The organism is Marinobacter gudaonensis, from assembly GCF_900115175.1.
GTDB lineage: Bacteria > Pseudomonadota > Gammaproteobacteria > Pseudomonadales > Oleiphilaceae > Marinobacter > Marinobacter gudaonensis.
The window spans coordinates 2,014,224-2,034,746 of record NZ_FOYV01000001.1; the positions used below are offsets into that span (position 1 = coordinate 2,014,224).

General features: G+C 60.4%; 14 protein-coding genes. 4 read left to right on the forward strand and 10 right to left on the reverse strand.

Annotation, left to right across the window (positions count from 1 at the left end):
- Positions 1-39: 39 nt before the first annotated feature.
- The 6 genes from BM344_RS09210 to BM344_RS09235 all read right to left on the reverse strand — a co-directional run bounded on the left by BM344_RS09210 (position 40) and on the right by BM344_RS09235 (position 4,991).
- Positions 40-948 (reverse strand): lysine exporter LysO family protein, encoded by a 909-nt coding sequence (locus BM344_RS09210; RefSeq protein WP_091988634.1) that lies wholly within the window; start codon positions 946-948, stop codon positions 40-42.
- 30 nt (positions 949-978) lie between these two features.
- The gene (locus BM344_RS09215; protein WP_091988636.1) at positions 979-1,344 is read right to left on the reverse strand and encodes a PA4575 family protein; all 366 of its coding nucleotides are present in this window, start codon (positions 1,342-1,344) and stop codon (positions 979-981) included.
- Positions 1,345-1,356: 12 nt separating this feature from the next.
- A complete protein-coding gene (locus tag BM344_RS09220; protein ID WP_091988639.1) occupies positions 1,357-1,677 on the reverse strand; it encodes a DUF2288 domain-containing protein in 321 nt (106 codons plus the stop codon).
- A gap of 87 nt (positions 1,678-1,764) precedes the next feature.
- Positions 1,765-2,160, reverse strand: a complete 396-nt coding sequence (locus tag BM344_RS09225) for a response regulator (RefSeq protein WP_091988642.1) — start codon at positions 2,158-2,160, stop codon at positions 1,765-1,767.
- Entirely contained in the window at positions 2,161-3,324 is a 1,164-nt protein-coding gene (locus tag BM344_RS09230) for a response regulator (protein WP_091988647.1), read from the reverse strand. It abuts the gene before it with no gap.
- Complete coding sequence (locus tag BM344_RS09235; protein WP_091988650.1) at positions 3,321-4,991, reverse strand: diguanylate cyclase; 1,671 nt, start codon at positions 4,989-4,991, stop codon at positions 3,321-3,323. Before BM344_RS09235 ends, BM344_RS09230 begins: the two co-directional genes overlap by 4 nt.
- A gap of 92 nt (positions 4,992-5,083) precedes the next feature.
- Here BM344_RS09235 and BM344_RS09240 point away from each other — a divergent pair, with 92 nt between their 5' ends.
- Genes BM344_RS09240 through BM344_RS09250 form a run of 3 tightly spaced genes read left to right on the forward strand, consistent with a single transcriptional unit; the run spans position 5,084 to position 11,628 of the window.
- Positions 5,084-6,871, forward strand: coding sequence for a sensor histidine kinase (locus BM344_RS09240; RefSeq protein WP_228143586.1), 1,788 nt, complete (start codon positions 5,084-5,086; stop codon positions 6,869-6,871).
- Positions 6,868-9,696, forward strand: coding sequence for a PAS domain-containing protein (locus BM344_RS09245; protein ID WP_091988653.1), 2,829 nt, complete (start codon positions 6,868-6,870; stop codon positions 9,694-9,696). The genes BM344_RS09240 and BM344_RS09245 overlap by 4 nt, the downstream gene beginning before the upstream one ends.
- Before the next feature lie 3 nt (positions 9,697-9,699).
- Complete coding sequence (locus BM344_RS09250; RefSeq protein ID WP_091988656.1) at positions 9,700-11,628, forward strand: sensor histidine kinase; 1,929 nt, start codon at positions 9,700-9,702, stop codon at positions 11,626-11,628.
- A 50-nt stretch (positions 11,629-11,678) separates the two neighbouring features.
- On the opposite strand, the gene BM344_RS09255 is transcribed toward BM344_RS09250, so the two are convergent.
- The 4 genes from BM344_RS09255 to BM344_RS09270 all read right to left on the reverse strand — a co-directional run bounded on the left by BM344_RS09255 (position 11,679) and on the right by BM344_RS09270 (position 18,802).
- Positions 11,679-12,218, reverse strand: coding sequence for a ferritin-like domain-containing protein (locus tag BM344_RS09255; RefSeq protein ID WP_091988659.1), 540 nt, complete (start codon positions 12,216-12,218; stop codon positions 11,679-11,681).
- Between the two features lie 96 nt (positions 12,219-12,314).
- Positions 12,315-15,077 carry an aconitate hydratase AcnA gene (gene acnA / locus BM344_RS09260; RefSeq protein ID WP_091988662.1) on the reverse strand — a complete coding sequence of 921 codons (2,763 nt, stop codon included), beginning with the start codon at positions 15,075-15,077 and terminating at the stop codon, positions 12,315-12,317.
- 246 nt (positions 15,078-15,323) lie between these two features.
- Positions 15,324-16,853: a methyl-accepting chemotaxis protein gene (locus tag BM344_RS09265; RefSeq protein ID WP_091988665.1), complete on the reverse strand. Its 1,530-nt coding sequence runs from the start codon at positions 16,851-16,853 to the stop codon at positions 15,324-15,326.
- 125 nt (positions 16,854-16,978) lie between these two features.
- Positions 16,979-18,802: an ABC transporter ATP-binding protein gene (locus BM344_RS09270; RefSeq protein WP_091988668.1), complete on the reverse strand. Its 1,824-nt coding sequence runs from the start codon at positions 18,800-18,802 to the stop codon at positions 16,979-16,981.
- A 144-nt stretch (positions 18,803-18,946) separates the two neighbouring features.
- Between BM344_RS09270 and BM344_RS09275 the strand changes: the two genes are divergently transcribed.
- On the forward strand, positions 18,947-20,401 hold the full coding sequence (locus tag BM344_RS09275; protein WP_091988671.1) for a hypothetical protein: 1,455 nt from the start codon (positions 18,947-18,949) through the stop codon (positions 20,399-20,401).
- Positions 20,402-20,523: the final 122 nt, after the last annotated feature.

A 20,523-nucleotide genomic window follows, 5' to 3' on the forward strand; every position in this document is an offset into this window, starting at 1 on the left:
ATAACGGTAAAACCGCTTCTTGCCTTGCACGGGGTCAATTTATCCCAGAGAAAGGAACACGGCCATCATCACCGGCGAGAGGAACGACAGCAGAAACCCTGAGGCAATGGCCACGGGCACACAGGCAAGCCCGCCGCTGCTGCGAATGACCGGCAGTGTGAAGTCCATGGCGGTAGCGCCGCCATAGCCGATGGCCATGGCCGGCCGACGGGCGATGAGCATCGGGATGATCGCCAGCGCAACAATTTCCCTGAGTACGTCGTTCAGGAACGCCACCCCGCCCCAGGCGGGCCCGAGAGCTTCTCCAATCACCACACCGGAGAGAGAGTACCATCCGAATCCTGATGCCACCGCCAGGGCATCGTGCCACGGCAGACCCAGCCAGGGCACGAGCGCAGCCCCGGCAACCAGTGAACTGGCGGCCAGGGCCAGGGCAATGCCCAGCCCCTGGCGATTCATCAGCAGCTTGCGCAGCGACAGCCCGGCATTACGAAGTTGCACCCCGATCAGGAACAGCAGCACCATCAGCGACCAGGTGGCCAGCTGTTCGGCCATTGGAAATACCGGCAGCAGGTAGTATCCGGCGAGCAGGCCAACAACCACTGCCAGCAGGGGCTTCAGGCCTGCCAGGAACAGCCTGCGATAGCCATGGTTAACGGTGTCCTCCGCCGGTTCCAGAGACAGTGGTCGCCAGCGATGAAACAGCCACAACCCCACCATGTTGGCCACAAAAAGGCTGGCCAGCAGCATCAGTACCTGGGCCATCATACCGCCCAGTTGAGCGGCCAGGCCCTCCATCTGGCCCAATCCCAGCCCCAGCAGCACCAGGATGAAATACACCAGCCCTTCAACGCTGTAGTGAATCAGGGTCATAACCTTTCGGTTTTCCAGGGCCAGGGCAAAGCCCAGAAACAGCGGGGCGAGAATCAGCAATGCGCCGGTGAGCATGGTATTCCTCAAAGCAGGGATAGAGGCCTGTCAGGCCAGGGGATCAAACTGGATGGTTTCGGAGGATGAAGCCGCCGCCGTCGCGCCGGTCTCGATCAGACGAACCAGGCGCTGGGCGGCCACAGACCAGACCACATAATCTTCGGGACAGGGCTCGAAGCCGCGGCCCATCAGCGTGCCGGCGATACTTCTCAGCGCCGATTCGGCCCGGGCCTGGGTCTTCCAGGGGCCTCGACGGCATTGCCCTTCCGGCTGCCCCTGATCCGGCCCTATCAGGGCCACTAGCCCCCAGAGGCCGCCAGCAACAGGCCGTATGTGCAGCTCCACTCGCTGTCCATCCTGGATCATCACCAGATGCCGGAGCGGGCCCCGCCCGTGAAAGTAATGGAGTTTCATGATCGGCGCCGATCAGTGGAGAACATGGCCGGACCTGTCCTGAACCAGCACCCAGGGAGCGACCACCACCGCCCACAATTCGGCGTTGCAATCGTACCAGGCCTGCGCGGTAGCCGACGCTACCTCACCCACCTGCCCTTCCTGCAGCCATTGCTCGAACCGGGGCTTGTTGTCTGCCGCCAGTTCCGCTGCCACAGCCAGCAGATCCAGTTCGGGTGCCACCCGCACCACCTGCCCCCTGGCAAAGTAGGTCTGCAACTCATGCCAGTGAATCCTGGAGGTTTCAAGGTTCAGTTTGGCTTTCAGCTCATCCGACGATGGCTTCGATGTCATACAGCTACCTCACAAATTCATGCCGGCGCAAGAGGGTAACCAATCGGCACGTGTCAAACCAGCTGTGCCACGCTTTCAGCGTCGGAATCAGGAAAGATCCGCCCAGATATCACGGATCCTGTCCGACAGAGTCATGGGATCAAAGGGCTTTGGAATGACGCCCGCCGCACCCTGGGCCAGATATTCGCTGACCTCGTCTGGCTGTACCTTGGCTGTCATGAACACGACCGGAGTATCACGGAAATCCGGACGCTCCCGAATGGCCCTGAGCGTCGACGGGCCATCCATCTCGGGCATCATGACGTCAAGCAGTATCAGCTGTGGCTGGTAGGCATCCAGATTGCTGAGCGCACAGGCGCCGGAAGGGCAGGCTTTCAGGGTAAATCCGCCCACGGCCTCCAGTGCCAACTCGGCCACTGCCCGGATATCCTCTTCGTCCTCGATCAGCATGATTCGCTCGAGCGTATTTGCGGCATCCACCATCTAACCCTCTCCCTTTTCCTCAGCCGCTGTCGCGGCCCTTTGCCAGTCTTCCAGCCCCAGCATCCTCAGGAGCCGCAAAACCTCGGTCTCTCCCTTAACCTCGTCAGACAGCAGGCCTGCCAGACGCATAATGAGCAGATCCTGGCGTACGCCGTCGCGCGGCAGAAAATGCACCGAACCAATCATTTGCCGCATGGTCATGGGCAAACGCCATTGGATTTTCAGCCGATTGCCGTATTGCTGGGCCCACTCCGACAATGCCCGTTCAATCTCATTCTGTGCAAGCGCCCCGCCTTCGCGGCTGTATTGCTCAAGAATATTGAGTACAGCGAGTTCACCCATGCGGCTCAGCAATCCGGCGGTCTGGAATTCTAGGGAGCGTTTGCCAAGTGCAATGGCAATCTTCTGGGCCTCTCGCCCGACCGCGGACGCTCGATCACGATAATTGTCGGCCAGCTCACGCAGCGTCGAGTTCTGAAAGGACGCTCCGACATCGAGGGATAACGCGAGGGCCTGGCCCAGAGCCATCGGTACGCCCATGACAGAAATGGCGTCCCGAACCGTCACAACCGGCTCCCCGGTTCGTCGAAACGACGATCGGTTTGCCACCTCCAGCAGGCGCGCGCACAAAGCCGCCTCGTTCTGCCAGCGCTCCGAAAGCTGTCCGGCAGAGAGCTCCTCGGATCGCTCCATCAGGGACAGAATCGTGGCGGTTTCGACCGTGCCGGGTATCTGAACACCAGATTCCAGGCCCTCGGTCAGACGCTCGACCAGTGAACGAACCTCGGGCTGACCCGGCAACACGGTCTCCAGCATGGTGGACAAGCGTTCGTGCAGCAGTTCGACGCTGAACGGTTTGCTGATATACCCGCTAATGCCCAGATGCTTGGCCTTCAGAATAGAGTCCCGGTCGGCTCGCCCCGTCACCATGACCACGGGTAGCTTACGATCCGTGGTTCGTATCCGGCGCAACAGTTCCAGTCCCGAGCCGTCGGGTAACACCCAGTCAACGATCAGAAATCCAGGTTGTTTCTCGCACCACAGTTCAGTGGCCTCGTGCATCGACGCTGCCTTGAAGACTTTAAGACTTGGATGAAGACCCGAAACAACCGTTGTCATCAGGTCTGCCATCAGATCATCGTCTTCCACGATCACCACATTCATAACACAGGGCTGTCCTGGTCAGGTTCCATGTGTCCCGCATCGCAGGTAACACCGTTCCGGCCGGCGGCCTTCCTCTGGTACAGCGCCCGGTCCGCCGCTTCTATGGCTTTGTCCGCACTGTCGTATCGGTCCAGGGCCGCCAGCCCCACGCTGAGGGTGACCGAAAACTCTCCGGAAGCGCCGCCGAAACGGATCTGGGCCATCTGATGACAGATTTCCTGCAGCGACCGAACGGCATTACCCACCGAACAATCCGGCAGCACGACTATGAATTCCTCGCCCCCATAACGCCCGATGGTGTCGGTTTTTCTAAGACGGTGACGCAGCAGGTTGGCAAGCCCCTTGATCACGAGGTCCCCGACCCGATGGCCATGCCGGTCGTTCACCTGCTTGAAGTGATCGAGATCAAGCATGGCCAGAACCGACGGTTCCCCCAGCCTGTGACAGCGCGCATGCTCCTTGACCGCCTCGGCGAGGGCGACCGAGTGCTTGAGCAGGCCTGTCAGGCTGTCTCTTGAAGCGAGTTTGTCCAGCTGACGGGCGCGATAACAGCGAACCTTGGCCGCCTGCACCAGGATCCGGTCAGACACCGGCTTGGTCAGGAAATCGTCACCCCCTTCCGACAGCGCCCCGAATTGAAACTCCCGGTCCTCGTCCGAAGACAGGAAGATAATCTGCAATCCCACCCACTCGGGGTCGAATCTGAGCATCCTGGCGAGCGTCGGTCCGTTGTACTCACCCATCTGGACATCCATCAGCACAATGTCGGGCCGGAATTCAGACAAAGCACCCAGAAGTGTTGATGGATCGCCCACGCAGCGTACCTCCAGACCGCTGTCCTCGAGAACAAGTGCGTAATGCTCCAGTAACTCCGGATCATCATCGACCACCAGAACGCGCCCCGCGCCGGCTTCGTGTCTCTCGTTGATGAGCCGTTCGATCGAGTCCGCCAGTGCCGGGACATCCACAGGCTCTGACGCAAATCCGTCGGCTCCCAGGGCCGCCAGGGCGTACCGGCGATCAAAACTGTCGTCAGGGGCAATAAACACGAGAGGCGCTACATCGACTGCATTCTTGGCCAATTGACTTTTGGCCGATAGGGTTCCTTCACGAACGATGATCGCCGAGACAGGCAGATCCGTAGGCTCGGGTACCTGTCGGCAATGAACGATGAATCCATGGGGCGAGAGAGCAGTCGCCAGCGATTCGGCCCTGGCGAGGTCAGGGTCAATGATCATGATTTCCGGCTGTTCCGATAATACCGTCTCCCTGTGCGTCACCGGCTCTGGCGCCTCCCGGGCCGACTCACCGGGTACCAGTAGCTGCGCCAGTCCGCGAACCCGTTCGAGAAACTCCGGATCAAGGCTGGTCAAACCGCTGGCCCGCAACTTCTGGCTGGCGTCCTGCTCCTCGGCAAACGGCTTCAGATGCACTTCCAGTGACCGGGCTTCGTTGCCCAGGGCCTGAAAGCCGAAAGTACCGGCGGAGCCGGCCAGTCTGTGCAGTGTCCGGTAGGCATTAACGAGCTGCTCTCGGCCCGGTTCAACCCCCGCGTCCGCGCCCAGATCGGCAACAACGGAAGCCACGTCCGTCACCGCTCTTTCCCGGAACCGCTCCTTTAATAGATCGAGCTTCCCTGCAACATCAACCAATCTGTCATTGGACATACACGACTCGATCTGCCTGACCCACAATTTATGCCATACTGCTGTTCAAATAGTTGCAACCTCGCATTAAAGGTACCATCGGGGAAACCAATTTGCCTTCACTTTCGCTCGGGTTCCGCCTGGCCGTCATCATCCTCCTAGGCTCTATTCTCACCGTAGCAAGCATTACGACCATAGCCTATCAGGCGCTTGTGGACGATTTCGAAACCCTGCTCACCCAGCAACAGCTCAGCGAGACCCGTCGGATTGCGAACGAGGTGGACGAGCGCCTGCAACTCAAGCTAGACGTGCTGGCCGAATCGGCCGCCGCCATGACAGACGGGCAGTCCTTACTTTCGCCCCACGGCATCCAGGAACAGCTGGATCGCCAGCGCCTGTTAAGAGAGCTGTTTCCCGATGGCATCATCGTGTTCGACGATAAAGCCACGGCCATTGCCGAGAACTTTTACGTCGAAGGCAGGATCGGCACCAACTACGGGGACCGCGACCATTTCAGGCGGGCCATTCGCACGCGGCAGCCCGTTATCAGCCGACCCATCATGGGCCGCACCACCGGGGTTCCCCTCGTTTCTTTCGTTGCGCCCATTGAGACGGATGATGGCGATCTTGTTGGCCTGCTGGGCGGCACCATCAATCTTGGCAAAACCAGCCTGATCCCCGCAGCGATGCGGAACCGCCTGCAGGACGAAAACGAAATTTTCAAGGTGATTGATGTCGAGAACTTTCTCTACATCGAAGGCGGCCCGGTAACGGATAAACGCGTTCAGTCGCTGCCATCGCCCGGCCAGGACCCGCTGGTCGATGCCGCACTCAGCGGGATCACCTTTGGCAAGGTAAAGGACAGCCGGGGGCGCGAACTTATCTACGCCGCCAGTCATCTGGAACGAATTGGCTGGATGTTCATCCGGGCGGTACCCTACGAGCGCGCTACCGCTCCGGCGCAGAGCTCCTTTATGGAGTTCCTTGGCATCAGCGCCGGTATCGGCCTGCTGATTGCCCTGTTCAGCTTCCTGGCCAGTCGTAGCGCGACCCTGCCCCTGGCACGAATCACAAGGGCCATTGAGTCCATGGCAAAGAATCCGGCCCGAGGGCAGCAACTGCCGGTGACCGGTAGCAGCGAGACCCGGAAGCTGGCCGCCGCCTTCAACGACCTGATGCGGGAACGCGATGCCATCAGCACCATGAAGGAAAACTTCGTCTCGAACGTCAGTCATGAACTGCGAACACCACTGACCTCCCTGAACGGAGCTCTGCGCCTGCTGACTTCCGGAACCGCCGGTGCCTTGCCCGACCAGGCCCGGGAAATGACAGAGCTTGCGGCCCGGAACGGTGAGCGCCTGCAACTGCTGATTTCCGATCTCCTCGATTTCAACAAGCTGTCTGCAGGCCAGATGAAGGTCAGCCTGTCATCGCAGCCACTTTCACCGATTCTGGAAGCCACAATCGCCAGTCAGGCAGCGCTCGCCGAAGAGCATGAGTTGAAGCTGGAGATTGTTGGAGACATCGATCAGATCGTTCTGACCGACCCCAACCGACTGCGACAGGTGCTGGACAACTTCGTGAACAACGCAATCAAGTTTTCGCCAGCCAACGGGACCATCACTGTCAGCACCCAAAGAACCGGGCCGAACCATACCCGGATAACGGTCAGCGATTCCGGCGAGGGCGTGCCCGCCCATTTTGAAAAGTCGCTTTTTCAACGGTTCTCCCAGGCCGAGGTAGGCGCCGCAAAATCGATCAAGGGCACCGGGCTCGGACTGGCGATCTGCCGCGAACTGGCCTCGCTGATGCAGGGAACGGTTGGCTATTACTATGACCGAGGCGCACACTTCTGGGTGGAAATACCCAACAGTGCGCCAGCCGAGGATCGGGGCGCATGAAAACTCCCGCAACTCCCCCAGACGAGCGCGCGCGCAAGCGTGCTCTGGATCGCACGGGGCTCCTGGACAGCTCGCCAGAAGAGCGTTTTGACAGACTGACACGCCTTGCCAGTCGCGCTCTCGGCGTGCCGATAGCCCTCGTGAGCCTGGTGGACACGGATCGACAATGGTTCAAATCCCGGGTCGGCCTGTCCGCCAGTGAAACCGGTCGCGACGTGTCGTTCTGTGGCCACGCGATACGCCAGCGGGAACCCCTGATCATTGAAGACACGCATGCTGACCCGCGCTTCGCCGACAATCCGCTTGTGGTGGGGGCTCCTTTCATCCGCTCTTATGCAGGGATGCCCTTCTGCGACTCCCAGGGGCATTGTCTGGGCACGCTCTGTGTTATTGATGATCAACCGCGTTCGTTCTCCGAGCGCGACAAGGAGACACTTGCGGATTTGGCCAGCTGCGTGGAACGAGAGATCAATCTCCTAGACGAGTCCGACTACGTGCAGGCGCTCAGGGACAGCGAACGCAGAGCCAACGCGATCATCAAGGGCACCCGGATCGGTACCTGGGAATGGAACGTCCAGACCGGGGAAACGGTGTTCAACGAACGTTGGGCCAATATCTGCGGCTATACCCTTTCCGAGCTGGAGCCGGTAAGCATCTCAACCTGGCTCGACCTGGCCCACCCCGAGGATCTGCAGGAATCGGAAAAGCGGCTGAACGCCCATTTCCGCGGCGAGCTGCCCGAATACGATTTTCGGTGCCGGATGAAACACCGCAAGGGTCACTGGGTGTGGGTGCACGACCGCGGTCAGGTCATTGAGTGGACCCGTGACGGCAAGCCGCTGATGATGTACGGCACCCACGCCGACATCACGGCTGAAATGGAAAATCTCACGCGCATCCAGCAGCAGAACCAGGCCCTTGGCAATCTGAACAAGCTGGCTCTCGACTACGACAGCGATGACGACAACCGAATCGAGAACGCCCTGCGCATGGGCTGTGAATTCCTGAACCTGCCCATCGGTATTGTCAGTGAGATCAACAGCAGCATCTATTCGATACGCTGGTTCGTTGCCCCCGAAGGCGCGGGGTTGCAGCGGGATATGAGATTCCCCCTCGAGGAAACCTACTGTTCGATGCTTCTGGGTTCCAGAGAGAGTCTGGCGATACCTCACATGGCCCGGTCCAGGTACCGAAATCAAAAGTGTTACGAGGTTTTCGGGCTGGAAAGCTACATAGCGGCACCAATCACCGTTCGTGGCCAGCTGTTCGGAACCCTCAATTTTTCCTCTCCAGAGCATCGCGAGGAGGACTTTTCCAGCACAGAGATCACGTATGTCACACTCCTTGCGCGCTGGGTTGCCAGTGTGCTCGAACAAAAACTCAGCAACGAAATGCTGACCAAGCTGGTGGAGCAGACGCCAGGGGTGCTTTACCAGTATCGCTGGTGGCCGGACGGCCGCTCGGCCTTTCCTTTCGCGAGTCCTCATATCCGGGACATCTATGGTGTTACCAGTGAGGAGGTCAGGGAGGATGCCTCGGGGGTCTTCAGCCGGATTCACCCGGATGATCTGCCCACAGTCACTGAAACCATTGAGCAGTCGGCAAGGACGCTCGCAACCTGGACCTGTCAGTACCGGGTGGGTAGCAGCTCAGAGGATTGGCGCTGGCTTGAGGGGCGATCAACGCCAGAACGCATGCCGGACGACAGCATCGTGTGGCACGGTTATATCGCAGATATCGATCAGTCCAAACGCACGGAACTCGCCCTGCAGGAAAGCGAGACCCAGCTTCGACGCCTGTACGAGCTATCGCCCATCGGAATTGCACTGAACAACTACCTCACGGGCGAATTCCTGGAGGTCAACGATGCCCTGCTCAGCCCCTCGGGCTATACCCGCCAGCAGCTCAAGGCCAAGAATTTTCACGACCTGATCAAGCCGGAATCCGCTCCACGGCTGAACCAGATTCTCGAGGAACTCAAGGACCACCAACGCTTTGGCCCTCATGAACTTGAAATCTGCCGGGCAGACGGGGGCAGCTATCCGGCGTCCGTTCGCGGCATGAAAATACGCAACACCTCAGGCATTCCGCTGATCTGGACCCTTGTTGAGGACATCTCGGAACGCAAGCAGGTCGACCGGATGAAAAGCGAGTTCATCTCAACCGTGAGTCACGAGTTGCGCACACCGCTGACCTCCATCTGCGGGTCCCTTGGCCTCCTCGAATCCGGCACGGCGGGCGTGCTCCCGGAACAGGCACAGAATCTGGTGACCATTGCCCACAGGAACGGCGAACAGCTGCAGCAACTGGTGGATGATCTCCTGGACATGGAAAAGCTCGTCTCCGGCAAGATGAGTGTTGATCGGACACCCTGCCGGGTTATCCCGATTATCCATGATGTGATCGATCGGCTGCAGACGTACGCCACCCGGAGGTCGGTCAGGATCGTACTCGATAGCCCCTTCCCGGATGAAGTGGCCATGGCGGATGCTCGCCGCCTGGCCCAGGCACTCACCAACCTGTTGTCGAATGCGGTCAAGTTTTCGCCCGAAAACGGACAGGTGGTGGTCAAGGGCAAATGCGAGGGCACCCACTTGCGAATTATGGTTGCAGACCATGGCTCAGGAGTCCCGGAGGAGTTCCGTGAGCGAATATTCGAAAAGTTCGCGCAGGCCGACAGTTCGGCGACCCGGGGCAAACGGGGCACAGGCCTTGGACTTGCCATCACTCGGGAGATCATGACCCAGATGGGGGGCGACGTGGGTTTCGAGTCTGTGGCCGGCGAGGGCTCGACCTTCTGGCTGGATCTGGACAGGGTACCCTGATAAATGGCCATCAGAACCCGGACCAGAGGTCTGCTGTCATTGGTGTGGGTTGCCCGGATGGGCGTACTCGTGCTCATGGTTTCCGTCGCCGTGCTGATCGACGATGTCCTCACCGAGCGACACCGCTACGACGTTCGCCAACAATGGCAAAGTGGCCTCAATGACCTCGGGCTAAAACTGCAAAGCACCATTCTCCAGAACGTGCAAACCGTGTGGGGCCTCGCAGCAACGGTCTCCGTCAAGCCGGACATACGGGAAACGGAATTCCGCCAGCTGGCATCGGTCATTTTTGAACTGGCGCCACAGCTTCGAAATATCGGGCTGGCACCCGACCTGACCATTCGCAACATCTATCCTCTTGAAGGCAACGAGGCTGCCCTGGGCCTGGACCTCACCAGAGGCAATCTGTCGCCAGCCCAGGTACAGACCCTGGTGCAGTCCGAACGGGCACTGTTCAGCGGCCCCATCGACCTGGTACAGGGTGGGAAGGGCATGGCAGCCCGAATTCCCATTTTCGAACAGGATACCGACCGGTTCTGGGGTGTCATTTCCGTGATCCTCGATCTTGAACAGTTGTATCGGGAGGCGGGCCTGGATCGCTTTGCAGAATCAGGGCGCCTGGCACTGCTCAGCAATCCCGAGTCTGCACCTGTCACTGCCTTTTACGGTGACACGAACGCCGAGTGGCATAACCCGGTCGACCACGAACTGACCATGCCCGGCATCAACTGGCAGCTGGTGGCCGAGCCCGGTGACGGCTGGCCCAGCCATCCTCAGTCGCCGTGGATGGTGCGCAGTCTGCTGGTGATTGCGGTACTCGTGGTGTTTGCAGGCGCCTGCTGGCTGACCAGCCTTCTGCTGAGGGATTTCCAGATGCAGCGGCGCTTCTGGGGCCTTTTCGAGCTTGCGCCTTTCGGCATCGGGCTTTATTCGACGGAGACCGGCGGGCTTCTGCGCAGCAACAACAGTTTTGACGATATGTTCGGCAAGAGCGCCAACGATCTGGCCTTCTTTCGCTCCGGCAGCGACCGGGCGGGCAGGGAGCGACCGGAGGGATTCGACATCCTGTACATGCTGCGAAAAAACCTCCGTTTCACTGGCCTGGAAGGTTACTTCCCGCTACCCGGGGCGGGACCGACACCGTTACTGCTTCATGGCCTGACACTCGATTCACCCAACGGCGAATCGGTCATCTGGCTGATCGCGGAAGACCTTTCCGAGAAGAAAAAGGCGGAGCGGGTCAAGAACGAGTTCATCTCAACCGTCAGTCATGAATTGCGAACACCCCTGACCTCCATCGCCGGTTCTCTGGGCCTCCTGGCCAATGACGCGGTCGGGGAGCTTCCGCCGCAGGCGGCGCGGCTGGCCGAAATTGCTCACAGGAACACCCTGCAGCTGACCTTTCTGATCAATGATCTGCTGGACATCGAAAAGCTGATGGCCGGGAAAATGGAATTTGCCATCACTGACTGTTCCGTCGAGCCCCTGGTTCGTGAATGCGCCGAGCAGATCGAGAACTTCTCGGAAGAAAAACGGATCAGGCTGACCATCGGTCACCTCGACCCGGTGGTCGTGAAGGCAGACGCGGCACGGCTGTCCCAGGCGCTGAACAATCTGCTGTCCAACGCCATCAAGTTTTCCAGCCCGAACGATTCTGTCGAGATATACACAGAGGTGTCCCCGGGCACGTTGCGCATCTGTGTCAGGGATCAGGGACCCGGAGTGCCGCTGGAATTCCGCGACCGGATCTTCGAGCGGTTTTCACAGGCCGATTCGTCAGACCGGCGCCTGAAGGGAGGAACCGGGCTGGGCCTCGCGATCACGCGGGAGTTGATGCGCGCGATGGGCGGCGATGTTGGATTTCACTCGAAGCCCGGCGCCGGCGCCTGCTTCTGGCTCAGCCTGCCACTGAACAGACCGGCGGTTCCCTGAGTTTTCCAGGGGCAGGGCCATACCGCCGGCCAACCTGGCTCAAGGGCGCATCAACCGTCCAGGCCCTCCAGAAGCCCCGCCATGTCGTCGGCATGCTCCTCTTCCTGGGCCAGGATATCCTCGATGATCCGGCGCGACGTGGGGTCCTGATCACCCAGGTAGCGCGCGATCTCACGGTAGCTGTCGATGGCGATCCGTTCCGCCACCAGATCTTCCACCACCATGTCACGCAGACTCTCACCCTCAACAAACTCGGCGTGGGAGCGGGTTAACAGGCCTTCCGGTGAGAAATTGGGTTTCCCACCCAACTGCACGATGCGCTCCGCCAGCCAGTCGGCATGCTGCTGCTCCTGGTCTGCGTGTTCCAGGAATTCCTGGGCCGCAACGTTGGCATTGATGCCATCTGCACGGAAATAATGGCTTTTGTACCTGAGGGTGCAGACAATTTCCGTGGCCAGCGCCTCGTTCAGAATCTTCACCACGTTGTCTCGGTTGGCCCCGTAGCCTTCGGTCACGGCGCCTTCTTCAATATGCCTGCGAGCCCTTTCACGCAGGGTTTTTACGTCGGTCAGAAACGGTTGATCAGTCATGAGCCCTCTCTCGTTTCTCGGGAATGGATGTGACAGATGTCAGGAGCCATGGCAGCAACCACCATGGCTCCTTGACCGGGATTTCTCCCCGGGTAATCAGGCTGTGCGCAGCATCTCACGCACCACGTAGTGCAGAATGCCGCCGTGCTTGAAGTACACAGCCTCGTTCGCGGTGTCGATTCGCGACTTCAACTCACAGGTTTCGGTACCACCGTCCTTGTATTTCACCGTCATGGTCAGGGTCTGGCCCGGTTTGATCTCTCCGGACAGACCCTCGATGGTGATGGTTTCCTCACCGGTCAGTTTCAGACTCTTGCGGTCCGTACCTTCCGGGAACTGCAGGGGCATCACACCCATACCAATCAGGTTGGAACGATGGATACGCTCGTAGGATTCGGCCACCACCGCTTTCACGCCCAGCAGGCGGGTACCCTTGGCAGCCCAGTCGCGGCTGGAGCCGGTGCCGTATTCCTTGCCGGCGACAACCACGAGCGGCGTACCCTGCTCCTGGTACTTCATGGCGGCATCGTAGATGGCCATCTGCTCGCCGGTGGGGACAAACTTGGTGTAACCACCTTCAACGCCATCGAGCATTTCGTTCCGGATGCGAACGTTGGCGAAGGTGCCGCGCATCATCACCTCGTGGTTGCCCCGACGGGAGCCGTAAGAGTTGAAATCCTTCGGTTCAACGCCGTGCTCCTGCAGGTACTTGCCTGCGGGCGTGTCCGGCTTGAAGGAACCGGCCGGGGAGATGTGGTCGGTGGTTACCGAGTCTCCCAGCAGGGCCAGGATGTTGGCATCCTTGATGTCGTCAATCGGCTCCGGTTCCTCCTTGAGGCCCTCAAAGAAGGGCGGATGCTGGATGTAGGTGGACTTGTCAGACCACTCATAAACCTTGCTCTCCGGCACCTTGATGGACTTCCAGGTGTCGTCGCCGTCGAAGACCTCGGCGTACTCCTTGCGGAACATGTCGGTCTTCACCTTCTCGACCGCCTCGGCGATCTCCTGCTGGCTGGGCCAGAGATCCTTCAGGTACACCGGGTTGCCGTCCTGGTCGGCACCGAGCGGGTCCTTTTCCAGGTCCAGGCGGACGTTGCCCGCCAGGGCATAGGCCACCACCAGGGGCGGCGACGCCAGCCAGTTGGTTTTCACCAGCGGATGCACACGGCCCTCGAAGTTGCGGTTACCCGAGAGTACCGAGGCAACAGTGAGGTCGCCATCGGAAATCGCTTTCTCCACTTCCTCGGGCAGCGGCCCGGAGTTTCCGATGCAGGTGGTGCAGCCATAGCCCACCAGGTTGAAGCCCAGCTCATCCAGGTCGTCCTGGAAGCCGCCGACCCTTAGATAGTCGGTGACCACCTTGGATCCCGGCGCCAGTGAGGTCTTGACCCAGGGTTTGGTTTTCAGCCCTTTGGCGACCGCCTTCTGGGCAATCAGGCCTGCGGCCATCATCACACTGGGGTTGGAGGTGTTGGTACAGGAGGTAATGGCGGCAATCACAACCGCGCCGGGGTCGAGCCGTGCCTGCTCGCCATTCATATGCAGCGGCTGGCTGGATGGGTGCTCGAAATAGGCATCCTGTGCGCCCACGGCGGTGCCGCCACCCTCGGACTCGAGATTGGCCTTGCGGCCCTCGCTCGGGCCTTCCGAGGTTTCCATCAACAACTCGAAGGAGGCCTTCATGTTTTTCAAGGCTACCCGATCCTGGGGCCGCTTGGGACCGGCGAGGCTAGCCTCGACATCGCCCATGTCCAGTTCCAGGTTGTCGGTATAGACCGGCTCATGGCCCGGCTCACGCCAGAGCCCCTGTGCCTTGGCGTAGGCTTCCACCAGTTCCAGTTGGGCATCGTCGCGGCCCGTCAGGCGCATGTAACTGATGGTCTGTTCGTCCACCGGGAAGAAACCACAGGTAGCGCCGTACTCCGGCGCCATATTGGCAATGGTGGCACGGTCGGCCACCGGCATGTCCTTCAGACCGTCGCCGTAGAACTCCACGAACTTGCCGACCACACCCTTTTTACGCAGCATTTCCGTAACGGTGAGTACCAGATCGGTGGCGGTGATACCTTCACGCAGCTTTCCGGTAATCTTGAAACCGATCACTTCTGGAATCAGCATGGACACCGGCTGGCCGAGCATCGCCGCTTCGGCCTCGATACCACCAACGCCCCAGCCCAGAATGCCCAGGCCGTTGATCATGGTGGTGTGGGAGTCGGTGCCCACCAGGGTGTCCGGGTAGGCGATGGTCTTGCCCTCGATGTCTTTCTGCCAGACCGTCTTGCCGAGGTACTCCAGATTTACCTGGTGGCAGATGCCGGTGCCCGGCGGCACCACACGGAAGTTGTCGAACGCCTGCTGGCCCCAGCGAAGGAACTCGTAGCGCTCCTGGTTACGCTCCATCTCGATGGCGACGTTGTCCTTGAAGGCCGACGGATCACCGAATTTGTCGACCATGACCGAATGGTCAATCACCAGATCCACCGGTGACAGCGGGTTGATCATGGCCGGGTCCTTGCCCGCCGCCTTGACCGCCTCGCGCATGGCTGCCAGGTCGACCACGCCGGGCACACCGGTAAAGTCCTGCATCAGTACCCGGGCCGGCCGGAACTGGATTTCGGTCTCGGAATGGCGGTCTTTCAGCCACTGCACCATGGCATCAATGTGCTTGCGCTCAACGGTGGAGTCGTCCTCGTTGCGCAGCAGGTTTTCCATCAGCACTTTCAGGGAAAAAGGCAGCCGGTTGAGATCGCCCAGGGCATCGGCCGCCTTGGGCAGGCTGTAGTAATGAAAGGTCTTGCCACCAGCCTCCAGGCTGGAAAGGGTATTCAGACTGTCTTTACTGAGACTTTCGGTCGACATGTGGTGCCTCCTTTTTCGTCGTTGTCCGAGCATTCCGGAAGGCGTTGACGAAGTCCTCTGTCATCATAGCGCCGGGGCATCGCCGAGTATGGGCACGAGACAGCCAGAGGAACTTCCGAGTGTGTAACCTCCTTTAACTATTGCAGCAATTAATGAGAGTTCAACCGCGCAGCGATGAATGTTCGCCATCACCACGGTGAATGTCAGACCAAGGTCGGAAGGCGGGATGACGGCCAGGGCCGCTCATCAATCGGGTCCGGTACGGTAGCGATTGATCAGCTCATCGAGCGTTTCTGTCACATGCTCCAGCCCCAGGGCCATCTCGCGCACCCGGTCCGCTTCCTCCACCAGATCGCCATTGCGATTGGCTATGGACTGAATGTTCTCGTTGATCTGTGCCGAGGTGGCCGCTTGCTCCTCGGACGCCGAGGCTATCTGGGTGTTCATCTGCGAGACCTCCCTGATGGCTGCCACCACGTCAGCCATGGCCACCTCCATATCCTTCATGGCCCGGGTGGACTCGGCCGAACGGCTTCGCCCCATGTCCATGGAGGCGGTGGTCGCCTCTGCCAGGTCCTTCAACTCGCCCACCGTCACCCGGATGGCGTCGGTGAGCTCGTGGGTTCTCCGGGAGAGAGTCCGGACCTCGTCGGCAACGACCGCAAAGCCCCGCCCCTGCTCACCTGCCCGCGCAGCCTCAATGGCCGCGTTCAGAGCCAGCAGATTGGTCTGTTCGGAAATGTCGTTGATCGACCCAACCACAGAGGCTATGGACACGACCTTCTTCCCAAGCTGCTCAACCATGGCAGTACTGCTGGCGAGGGCCTCGTTGGTCGCCTCCGTCAATCTGGACGCGTGGACCACGGCCTCGCCTCCCCTGGCGGCAGCGGCGGATGCGTGATCGGCCGCATCCGAAGCCATCTGGGCATTGCCCGCAACGTCCTGGATGCTGGACGACATCTCGTTCATCGCATCGGCCGCCTGCTCGGTCTGCACCTTCTGATCACTGGCGATGCGTGTGGCAGTATCGCTGACGCTGGTCAGGCCGTCGGCGTTCTCCCGCATACGAGACGACAGCTCCCGGAGGCGACCTACCAGTCCAACAAACTGGTCGAGCATGGCATTGAAAGACCGGGCAGTGACGCTCTCCCCGTCTTCGGCCAGCCGACCGGTCAGATCATAGTCATGGTCAAACTGGCGGACGACGTCGACAATCCCCATGGCCTGGGACTGCTCTGAATGCATCCTGAGTGCGAAAAACACGAGGATCGCCGCCTCGAAGACCACGAAGGCCGCGTGCAGGAAGGCCGTCGGCCAGCTGGCGCCGTAATTGAAGACCACCACGGGCATGCTGCCGATGGAGGTTTCGTTCATTTGCAGCGCGGTGATCAACAAATGGTGGACCGCAATGGTGGCCGCAGCCACGACCACCGGCAGCCAGTCCCGGTAAATAATGACCAGCGCCAGGGCTGCAAAAATATGGAAGTGCATTTCAATGCGGCCCAACTGCGCCTGGATCATGACGGCCGAAAACAGCATCAGGCAAACGGCGTTCAGGCACGACAGTGCCCGGGACCCGCGAAGCGTGTAAAAGCCCATCAGACCAATCGCGCCCACCACAAGCGCGGCCATCACGGCAAAGAGTGCGGTGTCGTAACCCAGCGGCACCAACAGGCCCACCACAGGAATGTGGGCCAACAGAAGCAACAGCATCTGTCTGTCGGTTCTTTCGCGAACCTCGAGTGCGTAGGAATGGGAAATACGATCACTGCTCATGGCGCTCTCTCAGAATCAGTGGCGGCCGAAACGACCGCCGGACAGGAAACCGTGGCAGCTATTACGGTCGCCATAAGCGACAGATCAGTTTTTGTTGTAATGAAAAGTAAACTTTAACCGGTGGGTCAGAGCTGGCGCTCTCCATAGAGCTGGGCGTACAGGCCTTCCCTGGCAATCAGTTCATCATGGCGACCTTCCTCAATAATACGCCCGTCCTCGAAAACACAGGCCCGGTTTGCCTGTTTTACAGCGCTAAGCCGATGAGCAATGATGAGCGTGGTGCGCTGCTTGAGAAAGGCCTCAAGGTCCCGGTGCAGCTGGTATTCGGTTTCGGCATCCAGCGCGGAGGTGGCTTCGTCGAGAATCACCACCGAGGGATCCGACAGGATCATGCGGGCAATGGCCAGACGCTGTCGCTGCCCGCCCGAGAGGCGCACACCCTGCCGACCAATGATTGTATCCAGTTGCGCCGGCATGGCCGCCACCGTGGCATCGAGCTGGGCAATGCGAAGGGCCTCCCAGAGTTCGGCATCCGGCTTGTCCCGGCCCAGGGTCAGGTTCTGGCGCACGCTGTCGTTGAACAGCGCCGGATGCTGGAGCACCGTGGCGATATGCTCACGCAGGCACGGCAAGCCGATGCGCTGGACCGGTACGCCGTCGATCAGGACCTCGCCCTGTTGCGGCGTATACATGCCCAGGATCACCTGTATCAACGTCGATTTGCCGCCGCCGCTGGCGCCAACCAGTGCCACCTTCTCGCCCGGCGCCAGCTCCAGGTTGATACCCCGCAACACCTCCTCTTCGCCATAACCGAAGTGGATGTTGCGCAGCGACAGACCCACGGTGTGCCGACCGCGAAACGGGTTTTCCAGGGCCGGGTAGCGGGGTTCCTCTTTCAGGTCCAGCAACCGGTTGATGCGCGCCAGCGCAGCATTGGCGGCAAACCAGGCGTACTGCATGTTCAGCATTTCCTGCACCGGCGTAAGCATGAACCAGAGGTAGCCGAAGATGGCGAACATCATGCCGATGCTCAGGTCGCTGAACAGTACGGTGACCATGGCCGCCGCCCGGAACGCATCCACGCCGAACTGGAACAGCGCAAAACTGGCCCGGCTGGCGGCGTCGCTGCGCCATTCGAACTGGATGGCGTGGTCGCGCACGTTGCGGGCCCGGTCGATCAACTGGCGCAGGTAGTGTTTTTCACGGTTAGCTGCCCGCAGCTGGTGGATGGCATCCAGCGTTTCGGTGAGATCGCCCTGGAATGCCTCGTAGGCACTGTTCTCACGGCGCTTCAGTTCCTTGACGCGTTTACCGATCAGAATGGTGGCGAAAATCACCAGCGGGTTGAACAGCAGGATCAGAAGGCCCAGTTGCCAGTGCACCCAGAGCAGTACGGCAGCGGTGCCCATGACCGTCAGGCTGGCCACCAGGAAGCGGCTGATGGTGGTGCCGAGAAACTGGTCCACCGTATCCAGATCGGTGATGAAATGGCTGCTGATGCCGCCGGAACCCCGGGTCTCATACTCGGACATGGCCACCCGTTGCAGGCGACCCAGCAGCCGGGAACGGATGCGGAACACCACATCCTTGGAAACCTTGGAAAACTCCCGGGACTGCAGCACATTGAAGGACAGCGCACCAAGACGCAGCAGGAACGCCGCCAGCACCATCAGGCCGATGTACACCACCGGCATCTGCCAGTTTTCGGGCAGCAGGGTGTCCATCACCGGCAAGACCGGCCCGGGCTCGTCCAGCAGAACCTCATCAACCAGCACCGGCAGCAACAACGGCACCGGCACACTCATGATCGTCGCCATGATTGCCAGCAAATTGGCGCGCACCAGCCGTGGCTTGTGCTTGAGCGCAAGCCCGAAGATGTCCCGCCAGGTATACCGCTGCCGGATTTCGCGGGTGTCGGTGCCGGCGTCGCTGTTCCGGGGATCTGCCAAACAACCTCCCAATAAACGGATGTGCCCGGTTGGATACGCGCGGGCGCTGACAATAGTCTACCTGTTAACTGGTTTGCTGCGATCAAAAGCCAGTTCTGTCATCATGGCCCCACGACTTTCTGAAGGACCAGGACCCACGCCTCTGTGAAACACGACTGCCATTATCATCCCGGCGACCCCGCCAAATGGCACTGCGGCGAATGCCAGATTCATTACTGCAGCCGCTGCATGCCCGACGCCGACACCCGCCAGCGGCGGGCCCTGTGCCCTCACTGCAGCAAGGCGATGCGATACCTGGGCGCCGCCACCGAGGTGGTTCCCTTCTGGCACCGACTGGGGGCGTTCTTCCGCTACCCGTTCCATACCGATCCGCTGATCGTGATCGCCATCTGCACCCTGGTGCCGGTGGTGGCTCCGGCCAACCTGGTCGGCATCCTGATCTGGCTGGTGCTGGCCCTGGCCCTGTTCAAATACACCTACGCGGTGATCAACCACACCGCCGAAGGTCACCTGAAACCGCCAGCGGTGTCGGTGGCCTTCACCGGCAGCGGCTTCGACATCGTCATCCTGCAGTTACTGGTATTCGTGCTGATGGGCGGACTGGTAGCCTCTGCCGCCATGATCGGTGGCCCGATTCTGATGCTGCTGGCACTGGCCTTCGTGGTGCTGGCACTGCCGGCCAGCATCATGGTGCTGGCCATGGAACGTTCGGTGGGTGCGGCGGTGAATCCGATGAACCTGGCGGTGCTGATTTCCCGCATCGGCACCCCGTACTTCCTGCTGTACGGCTACCTGATCCTGCTGACCCTGGCCTCGGGCGCGGCCCAGGACTTTGCCGTCAACCACTTCCCCTTCTGGGTAGCCCAGCCCCTGGCCGGTTTCCTGAACAGTACCTTCACCCTGATCCTGTTCCACATGCTCGGGTACCTGCTGTTCCAGTACCAGGAGGAGCTGGGCTTCGCCTCCGACATCCAGGACGAAACCGCCGGCCAGGATACCCACCAGCGGGATCGCAGCGCCCGGTTCGACGCCGATCTCGACATGAACCTGAAGGACGGCAACTACGACCGGGTGCAGAGCATGCTCAAAGAGGCCCTGAAGCGGGACCGGGACAACGCCCTGCGCATCGGCCAGTTGTACCAGCTGCTAACGGCCCGCAACGACACCGAAGAGCTGTACCGCTACCACCCGCGCATCCTGGGCTGGCTGGCCGACCGCAATGACGGCGAGGGTATCGCAAGGCTCCTGGCCACTCTGGTGGAGGCCGAACCCGGCTTCAAGCTCGAGGACCCGGACCTGGCGGTGCGCTGCGCCCGGGCGCTCTATCACCGCGGCCAGTTCAAACCGGCCCTGCGTTTGCTGCAGGATTTTCACAAGCGCTTCCCGGACAGCGACCAGCTGGCACCGGCCTACCTGCTGGTGGCCCAGACCCTGGCCAACGGATTATCCCAATGGGAGAAAGCGATGGCCTTCCTGACCTTTATCCAGAAGCGATGCGTGAGCCACCCGCTGCATGAGCAGATTGCCACTTACTTGCAGCAAGCCGAGAACAGGGAGCCGTTGAAAGGGCCCAAGGCGTCGTTTTCAGTTCAGGATTAATCGAGGTCTATGGCAGGGTATGGCAGTGGGCTTCCCAAAACCGTGCGGAGCCATGGATGGCGGAGCCGAGCGTACAGGGACGTATTTACAGCGTGTTTTGGGAAGCCCACCCCCATACCCTG